Origin of the sequence: Streptococcus sp. FDAARGOS_520, assembly GCF_003812685.1 — a bacterium.
GTDB lineage: Bacteria > Bacillota > Bacilli > Lactobacillales > Streptococcaceae > Streptococcus > Streptococcus agalactiae.
The window spans coordinates 1,254,231-1,269,729 of the sequence record NZ_CP033810.1 but is presented as its reverse complement, the minus strand read 5'-3'; the positions used below and the strand labels follow the sequence as shown (position 1 = coordinate 1,269,729).

Genomic DNA, 15,499 nt, shown 5'->3' with positions numbered 1-15,499 from the left:
CTTTATCCCTCCCTACTAGCTTGACGTCCTGCTAATTCCAAATAGATAGTTTCCAAATCTTTATCTGGATATTTCATTTTTAACTCACCTAAGCTACCGACAAAGATTAATTTCCCTTGTTTCAAAATACCTATTCTGTCGCATAACTGTTCTGCAACTGCTAAGACATGTGTTGAAAAAATAACTGTTTTTCCATTTTTAGCATGTTCTTTCATCATTTCTTTCAAATCAAAAGAAGCTTGAGGGTCTAAACCAGTTAACGGCTCATCTAGAATCCAAATGTCAGGATTTGGAAGAAGGGCACCTATAACAATGACTTTTTGACGCATACCATGTGAAAAACTTTCAATAGGATTATAGCGTTGCTCCTCTAGTTCAAATATGTCTACCAATTTTGTGATACGTGCTTCAATATCTTCTGGGGCAACGTCATAAATTTTAGCTAAAAAGTACCAGTATTCCTCTGCGGTTAAATTTAAGAAAATATCTGGCGAGTCCGGTACATAACCTATTTTTTTCTTAATTTGGTCACGATGTTCTGTCAAAAGTAGGTCATCAATATAGACTTGGCCATAAGTTGCATCAATAATAGATGTTAGAATACTAATTGTCGTTGTTTTTCCTGCTCCATTGTGACCTATTAATCCAAAAATCTCACCATCTTTAACAGAGAGGGTTAAATCACTGAGAGCTTCTTTTTCTCCGTATACTTTCGAAACATGTTCAAACTTAATCATAAAAATCTCCTTTTATCTCCTAATGATTTCCAAATACTTTAGAAAGCAATCCCGTTGTTACCTTATTTTGCTCATATCTCTCAGACAATTTTTTAGCAGATTTTTTCAATTCCTTAACTGTAGCTAATGACTCGAAAGATTTTTCTATCTCATTATTTTCCAATTGCTGAGTTAACTCATAAGCAACACGAGGTACATCGCTAGTTTTTATCAAACCATTCGATGCTGATAATAGTATTGATGATAGCACTGCATCTTCACGGACAGATATATCATTGTAAGTATGCTGTATCTGCCGATAAAAATCACGACACTCCTTCTTCATAAACAAACCTTTCTAAAAAGATAATTAATAATAGTTGTATTATTTTATATATACAATAGTTTTATCAATTATACTGCGCTATGGAATGTTTGTCAAACGTTTTCAAAAAAGAGTGCTTTCCATCACTTATCAGTCTATCAAAACTATTCTCAAATCCATCCTATATCTTACAAAAAAGAAGTTGAGGTATCTTTCCCAACTTCTTCATGCTCTTAAAGTTCTTTATATAGCGATACAGCATTCTCAACTGTAAAGCCATACTCTTCGAAAATTCTGTTACCTGGTGCTGATGCTCCCCAAGTATCAATAGTAAGTGTTAGCCCATTTAAACCAACATATTTACCCCAACCGAAGCTTGATCCTGCCTCAATAGCAAGACGTTTTGTAACAGCTGATGGAAGCACTTGCTCTTGATATGAAGCCTCTTGTTCATCAAAAATGTTTTGTGCTGGCATAGATACGACGCGAACATGGATGCCCTCTGACTCAAGTTTGTCTTGAGTATCTAAAGCTAATTTAACTTCTGAACCTGTTGCAATGATGATACCATCAAGTTCACCTTTAGCTTCTGATAAAATATAAGCACCTTTATTAACCCCTTCTTGGGCTAATTCTGATGTTCCTTCAAGAACTGGTAAGTTTTGACGTGTTAAAACAAGCATCGTTGGTCGATCTGTCTCTGATACAGCTCGTTGCCATGCAGCGTTTGTTTCATTACCGTCTGCGGGACGGATAACGTTCAAATTAGGCATTGAGCGCACTGATGCTAATTGTTCTATTGGCTCATGAGTTGGCCCATCTTCTCCAACAGCAATAGAATCATGTGTCATAACATAGACAGTTGGCAAGTTTTGAAGTGCAGCCATACGTACTGCTGGTAACAAGTAGTTTGAGAAGACAAAGAACGTACCCCCATAAACACGAGTCCCACCGTGAAGCGCAATTCCATTCATTGCAGCAGCCATTGCAAATTCACGTACACCAAACCAAATATTACGCCCAGCGTAGTTACTTGCTTGGAAATCTGTTTCTGCTGCTACCATTGTGTTATTAGAAGCTGAGAGGTCTGCTGACCCTCCCCAGAGGTTCGGTAATTGAGTCGATAATTGTTGAATAGCTTGTTGGCTTGAAACACGACTAGCCACTGATGAACCTAGGTCATGAGCTTTCAGTTCAACTGTCTCAGCTTGGCCAGCAAAAGCTTCTTTGTATTCAGTTGCTAATTCTGGATACTCAACTTCATATTTAGCAAAAAGATCATTCCATGCCTCTTCTGCCTTCGCACCACGCGCTTGAAGATCTGAGGCAAATCGATCTGCAACTTCAGCAGGAACAGTAAAGTCTGGATATTCCCATCCATAAGCCTTCTTGGCAAAAGTAATACCTTCTGCACCAAGTGGCGCTCCATGAACTGAAGATGTTCCCTGTTTCTCTGCGCCAAATCCAATAATAGTTTTAACTTCAATAATGGTTGGTTTATCAGTTTCAGCTTTAGCAGCTTCAATTGCTGCAGCAATCGCTTCTAAATCATTACCATCTTTAACTAAGATATGTTGCCAACCATATGATTCAAAACGTCCTTTAACATCTTCTGTAAATGATTGAGATGTTGGACCATCAAGTGAGATATCATTTGAATCATAAAGAAGGACCAATTTACCAAGTTTTAAGTGTCCAGCAAGACTGGCAGCTTCTTGGCTAACACCCTCCATCAAACAACCATCACCATGAAGTGTATAAGTGTAATGATCAACTAAATCAAAGCCTGGTTTATTAAATTTAGCAGCCAAATGAGCTTCAGCCATTGCCATACCAACAGCATTAGCAATACCTTGCCCTAAAGGTCCAGTTGTTGCTTCTACACCATCAGTATGGTTAACTTCTGGATGTCCAGGTGTTTTTGATCCCCATTGGCGAAATTGTTTTAAATCATCAATTGATAAATCATAGCCAGCTAAATGAAGTAGGCTATAAAGAAGAGCTGAACCATGCCCAGCTGATAGCACAAAACGGTCACGGTTTGTCCAATTGCGACTTGTTTTTGGGTTTACATTTAAGAATTTATTCCAAAGCACATAAGCCATAGGCGCAGCTCCCATAGGAAGACCTGGGTGCCCAGAATTTGCTGCTTGGATAGCATCAATAGAAAGCGTGCGGACTGTATTAACCGCTAATTGATCAATGGTGTCAAATGTCATGATAAAACCTTTCTGTTTTTAACAACTAAATTTAAAATTGTTCGTCTTTGATATTATAACATAAAATACGTAAACGTTTTAACAATTTCTGGAGGGATTAAAACCATTCAATTAAGTAATGGGATTAATTGTCATAAATAAGTGAATCTATTTCCTGTAGTTCTCGCTCTGAAGCACCTTTATTAAGGCAATAGGTTAGTTTGGCTTTATAAGGTCTTGAGTGACTCTGATAAATAACCATATCAAATCCCTTTCCTTCGTCATAAGGTTCGACTTGAATAGAATTATTACCAGAGAAATGTTGTCGAATGCGATATTCCAACAATGACTGTTCCACAGCATTACCTGTCATATCTAGACCAATCCTAAAGGGCATTTTTTGACTATTTTTCGAGAAAATAAGCAATTCCAACAAATGTAAAGTCAGCAAAGAACAACCATCTTCTGTTAAAGGTCTAATTCGATTAACATTTGCAATAATCTTCTTTGAAATATGATGCAACTTATCCCTCATATTATGATCAATAAGTCGATACGTTTGTTCTAAATCAGGTTGTTCAACTAAAATATGACCTTTAAAGAAATAATAATGGCTATATAACTGACCAAGTTGGTAAATAACCTGATCTGATGTCTCGTCAGCTAAAATACTCTCCTTTTTAAAGTAGATGATTGTTTCGGTTACACAATCAATAATCGGGCCTCCAAATCCCATGATGTATTCCATTGTATTGATTGGTAAAATATTTTGTGAATGTAGAAAAGCAAAAGTTGCCAGAACTTCTCCTTCCCTATACTCAAGAGCAAAACGACTCATATACAAAACTAAGGCTGCGTCTAACCGTTTATAAAAAGCATTACATTGATAATGTTTCACAATAGGCTTGAGATTATCAGATATTTTTTCCATAGCAAGGAGACGATGATGACAAATACTAAACCAAAGTCCCAGATTTTGATGAGCTTCTCGAGTTAAAGTATGTTGAGCCAAGCGCTCTATTAATAGAATTAATGAGTCTAAGTCTAATTTCTTTATCATATTTTGGCACTTGTCATAAGACCATAGTTGCTTGAATAATTCATAATAAAAATAACGCCATTGCAATTCATCACCAATCTGTTTTCCTTGTGAAATAGCAATATCAAATTCCGCTAACAATTCATTGAGATGAGCAAGATGACGATTTAAAGTAGCCTCACTAACCATCAATTCTTGAGAAAGACCAACGATTGTGAACTGACGCTGATTAAATAAAGATATTAAGATAGTGTATTTAATACTATCTTTCATCAGAGCTTTCAACACTTCTTGATTGGATAAGTTATAATCCTCTTCTAAAAATAACTTATCCTTATAATAAACGATTCGACAATTAACTTTTTCTTGTTCAAAGTAGCTATTAAGATTATTGATATATTTAAGAAAAGTTGCTCGACTTAAACCAGTTTCTAATAAAGCTAACTTCAGTGCTATTGCCTGAGGAGAGCCTCTTAAAAAAGAAAGTAGCCGATATTGAACACGCCTTTCTTTTTCCATTAGAGCTTCTATTCGCATAGCCCAATCCTCTTTTCATAAAGGTTGATAGCTGCTTGATGCAACATATAAGCCATCTCAGATTCTCTAGCTGTATAAATGAAATCTTGAAAAGCCAGATCAAAATCTGTCATATCACACGATATAGCTTGAACAAGCTGATTGGCAGTAGCCAAACAATTTTCCTTTGAGATTAATTGAGCCCCCAATAAATGGCCCGTTTTTTGGTTAGCAATCAATTTTATCCTTAAATCATACTGTTCTTTAGGGAAATAAGTAACACTAACGGTATCCTCGTAAAAACCAGCTTCCAATTCAGTTAATCCAATGTTAGCTCTATAATAGCCAAAGTGTTTAGATCCTGTAGCGCGTGTTATTTTTAATTTTGGAACAGCATGTCCCGATAAATGGTATGCCAACATTTGTGCCGAACGGATTGCTTGGTTAATTAAGGGCATATAATAAGCACTATTAAGACCTTTAAAATACGACCAAATCAAATCGCCAATAGCATAGATATTAGGGTCACTCGTTTGGAAATAATCATTTACAACAACACTATTATCAACACTTAAATCAACCAACCCAGTTAAAAGACGACTATCCGGACGAAAATTAACAGCTAATATGACAGCATCAACTGTAAAGGTGTCTCCTGTTAGCGTTCGCAAACAAAGTTTTTCTTCTCGGGTTACAGTAATTTTCTCAACCTTTTGATTTTGGAAAAAATGTAGTTTTGATTCAGCCATCGCATCAAGTAAAGGAAGGGACATATCAGGATCTGTATGCCTGAAGTCTGGTCTTTCTTGAGCTTCTAACAAAGTGACCGCCTTCCCTGATTCATGTAAACTATAAGCAATATCTAAACCGATGATACCTGCCCCAACAACTGCTACCTTATGACTTTTATCTAATACCTGCTTAGCATTTTGACTAGTTGCATAAGTTTTTGTTGTTAAAACACCTTGCGCATCAGCCCCATCAATATAAGTTGATTCTGCTTGGGAGCCCATGGCACAAATCAATTGATCATAATAGACAGAAGAACCATCTGATAACATTAATTCCCTATCTTCTTTATTAATTTTCTCAACTTTTAGACCAAATAGACAGCGTATATTCTGCAACCGTTGCTCTTCTTCTGTCTGCCACATGGCCTGATTTAAACCACTAATTTCGTGACGATAATACCAATTTAAGCCATTTGGAACATAATCTGGATGAATTTCTTTATCAATCAAAACGATATCCCAATTAGGATTTAATTGGCGTAATTTCTGCGCACAAGTCATACCAGCAAAAGAAGCTCCTAAAATGACAATTACTTTATTTACATATTTTTCTGTCATAATTACTTATTATAACAAAAGAAGTTATTTTTGAAAACGGTAACAAAAAACTGAGACCATAAAGTCGGTCTCAGCATCAAAAATCTCTTACATCATAGCAAATATTAAGGCTGCTAAAATAGCTCCTACCATAGGTCCTACTATCGGAATCCATGAATAAGTCCAATCAGAATCACCTTTGTTCTTCATCGGTAACAAGGCATGCAATAAACGAGGACCAAAATCACGTGCAGGATTAATAGCATAACCTGTTGTTCCACCGAGCGATAGACCAATCCCAACCACTAACATACCAACACTCATCGTACCAACTCCTGGAGGCATATTGTATTTTCCGATGGCAAAAATAGTAAGTACAAGAACAAGTGTTCCCAATACTTCACTTAAAAAATTGGAAAAATTATCCTTCAAAGCCGGACCAGTTGCAAAAGTTCCAAGGATGTCTGCTCTATTTTCTGCAGCCTCATAATGGGGTCTAAATTGCAAATAAACAAGAAGTGAACCTAGCATTGCACCAATAATCTGTGCAATCATATAAAGAATAGCTGTTCCCCAAGCTAAATCACCTTTGATCGCAAAAGCTAATGACACAGCTGGATTCAAGTGGGCAGGGCTAATATTGCCAGATACCAACGCTGCAATAGCTACAGCAAGTCCCCATCCAAATGTGATAACAATCCATCCAGAATTATGATTCTTCGTTTTAGGCAAAACAACACCTGCTACAACACCATTACCAAGTAAGACTAAGAGAGCTGTTCCTAAGAATTCTCCAAAAATATCCATTATTATCTCCTTCAATTATCCTTCAAAGCTGCCAAGTCATTGTCTTTTAGAGTCTCATGTAATTCTTCTTCATAGAAAGTTTTGTCTTGATCAGACCATTGATAATGTTTAGCCATCTCATCAATAACAGGCTGAATCAAAGAATCTAAATTATCTCTCATGAAAAGCATATGGTTCGTACGTCTTAAGAAGAAATCCGTTGGGCTAAGCGCCATTTCATAATCCATAGCATAGTGAAGTGACAACGTTTCTACCAAGCTCAGACCTTCTGCTTCTGTAATTTGGCGTGTCAATGCAAATAATTTTGGTGCATTTGACCCATAAAGGTTAGCAATATAACGTGCATCCTCAATACTTAAACCACTTAGTGTGCCCAATTGAGCATAAGCTTCAATTTCAGAATCAACATTAGATGGGTTAATCTCTCCTCCTGAAACAGGATAGGTTTTAGAATTGATTAGTTTAAACTTGCGATTATATTCTTTATCCAAAATGTTAATAATAGTTTCCATGGCACCTTCTGCCATTTTTCGATAATCAGTAATTTTACCACCAGCAAGTGTTAATAGGCCATTATCATCACGCTCAAAACTTGATCCTCGAGAAACAGCTGATGGGTCCAATTCTTTTTCAGAAGTACTAGATTCTACATGAGAAATAGCTTTTTCAACATCCTCACGATGATTTTTATGTGCAATATAATCTTTAACGGAATCAATTAATTCTTCAAAACTTTCATCGCTTAGTTTTCCACTATTGCCTCCATTATAGTCAGAGGCACTATTCCCTGATAGTAGTGGACGCAAACCTGCCCATGAACTCTCAATATCATCAATAGTAAGCTCTGCTTCTGGGAAGCGTTTGTTTACAATATTAAGGAGGTAGTCAACATCTTCTTTAGTTACCGTAGGATGTTCTAAGTCTCCATGGTAATCAGTATCTGTAGTTCCAAAATAAGTCTTATCTTCACGTGGCAAAACAAAAATCATACGACCATCATTCAGGCCTGTATCAACATAAACAGGTTGAGAAATATTTAATTTTTGGCGATCTACAACTAAGTGAACTCCCTTAGTTGGACGTAATTGATGAATTTGTTTACCTTCATTGGAGAAGTTGCGAACGGTGTCACTCCAAGGTCCAGTTGTATTAATAACAAGCCTAGCTTTTATATCGATAACTTGGTCAGTCAACAAATCACGCGCACGTACTCCTATAATTTGATTGTTGTCATCAAATAAGAAGTCCTCAGCTTTGACATGACTGGCAATATAGGCTCCATCCCTATTAGCGCGTTTAATATTTTCAATCACTAGGCGTGCATCGTTATTACGGAAATCTAAATAGACCCCTCCGCCTAGCAAACCTTCTTTTTGTAAATCAGGCTCACGCTTAAGAACATCTTCTGCGCTTAAAACTTTATTGGCTGCGGGTGTGTTTGTCACACCTGCTAATAAATCATATAAATCCATAGCCACTTTAAGGCGAAACATACTAAAAGTAGAACCCGGCTCATCGTAAACCGGTAAAAGCATTGGATCTGGCTTAGGAATGTGTGGTGCAATTTGCTGCACGACTGCACGCTCTGATACTGTATCAGAAACAACTTCTACATCAAATTGCTTCAAGTAACGAAGACCACCATGGACCAATTTTGTTGAGCGACTACTTGTCCCTTCTGCAAAATCTTGCATTTCAATAAGTCCAGTATCTAATCCACTAGCTGCTGCTTGTAAAGCGACACCAGCGCCTGTGATACCCCCACCTATGATAAGTAAATCCAGAGTACGATCTTGCATTCTTTGTAAGGCTAAACGTCGTGTTTCTCGTGAAAATTCCATCTCTACACCCCCTTAATCCTCTTGAGCAAATACTTGTGTCGCTTTGACAGCTTTTCTCCACCCTTTATACAGTTTTTCTTTTCGAGACTCATTCATTGTTGCTTGGAAAAGTTGTCCTGTTGCGTTCAGTTCTTTTAGTTCATCCATACTTTCCCAATAGCCAACTGAAAGTCCGGCTAAGAAAGCTGCACCCAAGGCAGTAGTTTCAAGGTTCTTCGCACGAGCAATATCAATCCCTAAAATATCCGCTTGGAATTGCATTAATAAATTATTCATTGCAGCTCCACCATCTACACGAAGTTGTTGGATATCAATTCCTGAATCAACTTGCATAGTGTCAATAACGTCTCGTACTTGATAAGCAATTGACTGAAGTGTAGCTTTAACAAAATCTTCTTTACTTGTCCCACGAGTTAATCCAAATACTGACCCTCTAGCATTTGAATCCCAATACGGTGCACCCAAACCTGTAAAAGCTGGAACCACATAAACCTCATCGTCACTTGTTGATGATTGAGCAAGGCCTTCTGACTCACTTGACGTTTCAATCATTCTAAGACCATCACGTAACCATTGAATAGCGCTTCCTGCAATGAAGATTGATCCTTCAAGTGCATAATGAACCTTACCATTAATGCCGTAACCAATCGTTGTTAATAGATTATTTTGAGACAGTTGCATCTCTTCGCCCGTATTCATGATAATGAAGGAACCTGTACCATAAGTGTTTTTTACCATACCAGGTTCAAAGGCCAACTGTCCAAATAATGCTGCCTGTTGGTCACCAGCCATACCAGAAATTGGCACCTCTCCACCGTAAAAATGGAATGGAGTAGTTTTCCCATAAACTTCAGAATTAGATTTTACTTCTGGTAACATTGCTTTAGGAATATTTAGTAACTCTAAAATTTCATCATCCCATTTAAGTTCTTTAATATTATAAAGCATCGTACGAGCAGCATTTGAATAGTCTGTAACATGGATGAGACCATCAGTTAACTTCCAAACTAACCAAGTATCAATTGTTCCAAAAAGCAACTCTCCTTTTTCAGCACGTTCCTGTGCTCCAGGAACGTGGTCTAAAATCCAACGAACTTTTGTTGCTGAGAAGTAAGCATCAATGACAAGACCAGTTTTTTCATGAATCATGTTAGTATGACCTTCTTGCTTCAATTGATCAGCAATCGGGGCTGTTTGTCGCGATTGCCATACAATAGCATTATAAATTGGAAGACCTGTTTTTTTATCCCAAACAACAGTTGTTTCACGTTGATTGGTAATCCCAATAGCCTCTATCTGTCCAGGTTTGATGCTTGATTCAATAAAAGCTCCAGCAATGACAGATTGAACAGAATTCCAAATCTGATTAGCATTATGCTCTACCCAGCCTGCTTGAGGAAAAATTTGGGGAAATTCTTTTTGGCTACTCGCAATTTTTTCACCTTTTTTATTAAAAATAATTGCTCGAGAGCTTGTTGTTCCCTGGTCAATCGCCATAATGTATTTTTCTTCTGAAGACATAAACTTCCTCCTTAAAAGTAAGCGTTTTCTTTTTGTAATTCTATTATACCTAAATCAGTCTATCCTGCACTATCAAAAATTTAATATGCTCCTAAAATTTTTGATAAGATATCATCAATAACACCAAATTAGCCAAATAATAGCTAAATCAATAATCATTCCGATATACCAAACTAGTCTGAAATACCATTTAGTCGTTTTATGACGAAAAACTTCTCCACCTAGGAATGCACCAAATCCCCCTAATAATAAACTCTCTATCATCAATGTTTTCTCACTAATACGCCATGCCCCTCTAATTGCACGCCTTTTATCAATAGCATAGGTTGCAAATACTAAAATATTCCATAACAGTAATGCTAATAGTAATTCAATCATTATTTTTTCCTTCCTAATAAAAAAGGCGAGACAAAGATTATCTTTTGCCCCACCCAAGTGTTGACTTTAATCTAAAATTGTCTCACCATTAAGAATTTGGATCATCCAAACTACGACCATGTAGTCCTTTTTCTCTCTGGACTTGACGAAGTTTTTCCGGGGTAACATCATTGCCCTCATCATCCACTAATTTAATTCCTTCAACGTGGTGACGGACTGATCGGCGGAAACCTTCAATATACTCTTCACGGAGCTTTGCTTGTTCAACCTTCTCTTCTCCGGTCAATCCAACTGTTTTTTCCTTTTTTGAAAGCTCGTTAATACGAGCAATTTTTTTAGGATCCATAAAATGCCTCCTTATTTTGTGTTTAATAAGTTAAAAGCAGCGACTGTTCTTGCCTTTGCAACAAGGCTATTGAGTAAAGCCAGACGATTTTGTTTCATTTTTTCATCATCTGTCATTACCATTGTATTATCAAAGAAATCATTAATAATTGGACTAAGTGCGAAAAGCTTATCTAAGTTGTCATGCATATCCTCAGTCAGTTCAAGTGACAAAATAGCTTGATATAGCGCCTTCTCTTGATTATTTTCAAACAATGAAGAGTCCACCAATACAGAATGAGTAACTTTTTCAGCTAAATTAAATGCACGTGACAAACTTTCAACGGAAACTTTATATTGAGCATCCTTGCTCTTTTGCACCAATGCTTGACTAGCTTCTAGAATAAGGCTAACAATATAAGTGTCTGATTCTAAAACGGCTTCTCGAATATCTTTAGGGACCTTAGAGCCAATCATCTTTTCAATACGAGCTGAAATAAAGGCCATGACCTCTTTTTGATTAGCATAATCTAAACTAGCAAACGATAGACCATAAAGGTTAGTTACTAATTCATCAAGTGGGATATCCCAACCAAAAGCTTCCAAAATACGGACAATCCCCTGAGTAGCTCGACGAAGAGCATATGGATCATTTGAACCACTTGGAATCAAACCAACTGAGAAGAATGAAAGTAAGGTGTCAAATTTATCAGCTAAAGCTAGAATTGCACCAACTCTGGTTTCTGGAAGCTCTCCATCTGCAGATGTCGGCATATAATGTTCACGTATCGCTGCTGCTACTGCGGGCTGTTCCCCTGCAAGTAAGGCATATTTCTCACCCATAATACCTTGTAATTCATCAAACTCATCAACCATTCCAGTTAAGAGGTCAAATTTATAAATACTTGCAGCTCGAAGCACAGCTAATTTTTCTTCATCAGAAAGATCTGCCTTCTCAGCCAAATATTGTGAAATAACTTTTACACGATCCATATGTTCATAAAGTGAACCAATTTTTTCATGGAAAGTTACTTGTTTTAATTTCTCAACTAAATCTGCAATATTAAGTTTCTGATCTTCTTGCCAGAAGAATTCACCATCTTCAAGACGAGCCACTAAAACTTTTTCATTACCTTTTATAACATTTTCGATATGCTCAGCATTTCCATTACGCACAGAAATAAAGTTTGGTAACAATTTTCCATCCCTGTCGCGAACAACAAAATAGCGTTGATGATTTTTCATTGAAGTGACTAAAACTTCTTCAGGTACATCAAGGTATTTCTCGTCAAAAGAACCCAAGAATGCTGTCGGATACTCAACTAAATTAAGCACTTCATTTAGTAAATCTTCGTCAATTTCAACTGAAATATTTTTCTTTTCTTCGATAGCATGAATTTGATTAACAATCATTTGCTGGCGTTCTTTTGCATCAGCAATAACAAATTGTTGTCGCAAGTCATCTTCATACGAACTGGCAGATGAAATTTCAGTGTCAGAACCCAAGAAACGGTGTCCTCGACTAATACGCCCTGAATGAATATCAAGGAAGTCTAGCTCTAAGGCTTGATCATCTAATAATACCACTAAAGTGTGAACTGGACGAATATATTCAAAACTATTATTTGCCCAATGCATGTTCACTGGGAAAGTCAATTCTGTTAATACCTCTGTCACACTCGCTAAAACATCAATCGCACTTTTTCCAGTTTCATGCTTAGTGACATAAACATATTCTTCTCCCTTAACTTCACGAAATTCGATATCATCAACACTTAAACCTTTTCCGCGAACAAAACCTTGGGCTGCTTTAGAAAAATTCCCTTCTGCATCCAAAGCAATTTTCTTAGAAGGACCCTTGAAATCTTCTGTTAAATCTGTCTGCTGGTCTGCCAATCCTTTCACACGAACAGCCAAACGACGTGGAGTTGAAAAAATTTGAACAGTTTCAAATGATAAACGATGATCCTCTAAAAACTTGACCATTTTTTGGCCCAATTGCTTCTCACTCGGTGTCACAACATAAGCTGGCAACTCTTCAAGGCCAAGCTCCAATAATAAATCTTTAGTCATTTCCTACTCCTTACTGTAAAACGCTTCAAATGCTTCTCTTAAATCCTGATTCATCTTATCAAGAACAACTTGCCTATCTAAAATATCGGTACCTTCTGCACGAACAACACAGAAATCATCAAAAGCCATAAAATCTTTAAAGATAGCTTTTAAATAATGAACAGGAAATTCATATGGACTATACTGTCCTTTAGAATAAATAGAACCCGCAGATTCTAACATAAGCAGACGATAGTCATCTGTCATTAATCCGACTGAACCATTTTCAGTGTACTTGAAAGTCTCACCTGCAATAAAAATATTATCAATATAAGTTTTTGCTCTAGCAGTCACATTGTAATTGTGCATTGGAGAAACAAAGACAATACGGTGATGTGACTTAAACTGTTCAAGTAAATCTTTAGAGATTTTAGCTTGAACAATCTCATCGGCTGTTAATTCCAAACCCTTTCTTTGTTTAGACCAAATCGAAAGTAGTACTTCTTTCGTAATTTCTGGCAAAACACAATCATATAAATTTAAAATAGATAACTGATGGTTAGGAAAATGCTCATTATAAAGTTCAATAAACTTTTCTTGTAGAATAGTTGTAAATGAGTACGGATTCGAAAAATCAGGATGACTATTAACAATGAGTGTGTTCATTAGTCTTCCTCAGCAAGTAATTTGATACGAGTTTCCTCATCCAAAAGTGGGAAACCAAGTTTTTTACGTTCGGCAACAAAGGTTTTAGCAACAACACGTGCTAAATTCCGGATACGTGCAATATAGCCTGCACGCTCAGTAACAGATACTGCTCCACGTGCATCTAATAAATTAAAGGTGTGTGAACATTTAAGGACGTAGTCATAAGCTGGATGAACAAGTCCTTCTTCTAAAGCACGTTTTGCTTCTCTTTCAAATTTCTCAAAGTTTTCAAGTAACATTACTTGGTCTGATATCTCAAATGAATATTTTGAATGCTCATACTCTGGCTGAGTAAAGATTTCACCATATTTAACACCTGGTGCCCACTCAATATCATAAACAGAATCTACCTCTTGAATATAAGAGGCTAAACGCTCTAGTCCATAAGTAACTTCAGAAGTTACAGGACCTGTTTGAAGTCCACCTACTTGTTGGAAATAAGTAAATTGTGTTATTTCCATTCCATCAAGCCAAACTTCCCAACCTAATCCAGCTGAACCTGTAGATGGATTTTCCCAGTTATCTTCAACAAAACGGATATCATGCTCAAGTGGATTGATACCTAGTAATTCCAAAGACTTCAAATAAAGTTCTTGAATATTTGACGGCGAAGGCTTCATTACCACTTGAAATTGATGATGTTGGTAAAGACGGTTTGGATTTTCGCCATAGCGGCCGTCAGCTGGACGACGTGATGGTTCAACGTATGCAGCATTCCAAGGCTCAGGGCCTATAGCACGTAAGAAAGTATAAGGGCTCATTGTCCCTGCTCCTTTCTCATTATCATAAGCTTGCATTAACATACAGCCTTGGTCATTCCAAAACTGTTGTAAAGTTAGAATAATTTCTTGAAAAGTTAATTTCTTAGACATCATTTTCCTTCTTTCACACTTTATTACAGCTGTTGGGAAGGTGACAACAATTGACTTAAAACGGACAAATGATAAAAACCACGTCCTACACCACCTATGCCCAACAGCACAGGGGCGTCAAAGACGCGGTTCCACCCTAATTTATTACTTCATTTTTGATTGTACTTTTACTCACTAAAAAGTGCCAATATTCATCCTATTCTACCCAACTTTCACTACCTTGAGCTCGCTAAAAAAACAGCTGATGAACACCTCTTCTTACTGAGACAGTATAACAAAAAATGACTTTTATGTCTACTATTTATCTTATTCTTAATATACCCTAGACTTTTTGATTCCATTTGGAATAATGATCGTTTTTAATAATAAGTTTTCTTCACGAATTCTTAAATAAATAACAAAAGCATAAATTGGCAAGACAAATAATGCTGTGTATTTAGCATGACACAATAAAGTTACACCTAAAAGTTCAGGAGCAATATTTAAGAAATAGTTAGGATGCTTAACAACCCTAAATAACCAGTGATCTACAAATTGATGATTTTTATCTACCATTAATTTCACTGTCCAAATACGACCAAGTAAACGTGTTACTGTATGTAACATAAACACAGAAAAAATCATCAAGCTAAGCCCGATTACGCTAACAAAATTAAAACTTGCTTTTGTTAGAATAGCCTCAGTTACAGATGAAAAATAAATGATAATATGAAGAACTGTGATTGCTTTTGAAACACCTACACCATATTCTTTAGCACCATTTTTTCTTAAGGCCTTTTCATTAGCTATAGATAGCTTTAAATAAGCTAAACGAATAATAAACATAGCGGCCATTAACCCAATAATAATTGACATTGTAAACTCCTATTGTTTT

14 protein-coding genes are annotated in these 15,499 nt (G+C 36.6%); all 14 read right to left on the bottom strand.

Features of this window, described 5'->3' with window-relative positions; all coding sequences use genetic code 11:
• Positions 1–2 precede the first annotated feature (2 nt).
• The 14 genes from EGX96_RS06805 to EGX96_RS06740 all read right to left on the bottom strand — a co-directional run bounded on the left by EGX96_RS06805 (position 3) and on the right by EGX96_RS06740 (position 15,480).
• Positions 3–737 (bottom strand): ABC transporter ATP-binding protein, encoded by a 735-nt coding sequence (locus tag EGX96_RS06805; RefSeq protein WP_000589162.1) that lies wholly within the window; start codon positions 735–737, stop codon positions 3–5.
• A 19-nt stretch (positions 738–756) separates the two neighbouring features.
• A complete protein-coding gene (locus EGX96_RS06800; protein ID WP_000711207.1) occupies positions 757–1,062 on the bottom strand; it encodes a bacteriocin immunity protein in 306 nt (101 codons plus the stop codon).
• Between the two features lie 212 nt (positions 1,063–1,274).
• On the bottom strand, positions 1,275–3,260 hold the full coding sequence (gene tkt / locus EGX96_RS06795; RefSeq protein WP_000141866.1) for a transketolase: 1,986 nt from the start codon (positions 3,258–3,260) through the stop codon (positions 1,275–1,277).
• A gap of 124 nt (positions 3,261–3,384) precedes the next feature.
• Positions 3,385–4,815, bottom strand: a complete 1,431-nt coding sequence (locus EGX96_RS06790; protein WP_001217276.1) for a helix-turn-helix domain-containing protein — start codon at positions 4,813–4,815, stop codon at positions 3,385–3,387.
• Positions 4,806–6,143: an NAD(P)/FAD-dependent oxidoreductase gene (locus tag EGX96_RS06785; protein WP_000137253.1), complete on the bottom strand. Its 1,338-nt coding sequence runs from the start codon at positions 6,141–6,143 to the stop codon at positions 4,806–4,808. Before EGX96_RS06785 ends, EGX96_RS06790 begins: the two co-directional genes overlap by 10 nt.
• Before the next feature lie 87 nt (positions 6,144–6,230).
• Positions 6,231–6,929: an MIP/aquaporin family protein gene (locus EGX96_RS06780; RefSeq protein ID WP_000350763.1), complete on the bottom strand. Its 699-nt coding sequence runs from the start codon at positions 6,927–6,929 to the stop codon at positions 6,231–6,233.
• An 11-nt stretch (positions 6,930–6,940) separates the two neighbouring features.
• Positions 6,941–8,770 (bottom strand): type 1 glycerol-3-phosphate oxidase, encoded by a 1,830-nt coding sequence (gene glpO, locus EGX96_RS06775; RefSeq protein WP_000396084.1) that lies wholly within the window; start codon positions 8,768–8,770, stop codon positions 6,941–6,943.
• A gap of 12 nt (positions 8,771–8,782) precedes the next feature.
• Positions 8,783–10,291 carry a glycerol kinase GlpK gene (gene glpK / locus EGX96_RS06770; RefSeq protein ID WP_000093523.1) on the bottom strand — a complete coding sequence of 503 codons (1,509 nt, stop codon included), beginning with the start codon at positions 10,289–10,291 and terminating at the stop codon, positions 8,783–8,785.
• Positions 10,292–10,405: 114 nt separating this feature from the next.
• On the bottom strand, positions 10,406–10,669 hold the full coding sequence (locus EGX96_RS06765) for a DUF1294 domain-containing protein (RefSeq protein ID WP_000571501.1): 264 nt from the start codon (positions 10,667–10,669) through the stop codon (positions 10,406–10,408).
• 88 nt (positions 10,670–10,757) lie between these two features.
• Complete coding sequence (locus EGX96_RS06760) at positions 10,758–11,015, bottom strand: DUF896 family protein (protein ID WP_123957828.1); 258 nt, start codon at positions 11,013–11,015, stop codon at positions 10,758–10,760.
• 11 nt (positions 11,016–11,026) lie between these two features.
• On the bottom strand, positions 11,027–13,066 hold the full coding sequence (gene glyS, locus EGX96_RS06755; protein WP_000159082.1) for a glycine--tRNA ligase subunit beta: 2,040 nt from the start codon (positions 13,064–13,066) through the stop codon (positions 11,027–11,029).
• Between the two features lie 3 nt (positions 13,067–13,069).
• Positions 13,070–13,711 (bottom strand): FMN-dependent NADH-azoreductase, encoded by a 642-nt coding sequence (locus tag EGX96_RS06750; RefSeq protein WP_001094117.1) that lies wholly within the window; start codon positions 13,709–13,711, stop codon positions 13,070–13,072.
• Entirely contained in the window at positions 13,711–14,625 is a 915-nt protein-coding gene (gene glyQ / locus EGX96_RS06745) for a glycine--tRNA ligase subunit alpha (RefSeq protein WP_000038755.1), read from the bottom strand. The genes EGX96_RS06750 and glyQ overlap by 1 nt, the downstream gene beginning before the upstream one ends.
• A gap of 312 nt (positions 14,626–14,937) precedes the next feature.
• Positions 14,938–15,480, bottom strand: a complete 543-nt coding sequence (locus tag EGX96_RS06740; protein WP_000022339.1) for an isoprenylcysteine carboxyl methyltransferase family protein — start codon at positions 15,478–15,480, stop codon at positions 14,938–14,940.
• Positions 15,481–15,499: the final 19 nt, after the last annotated feature.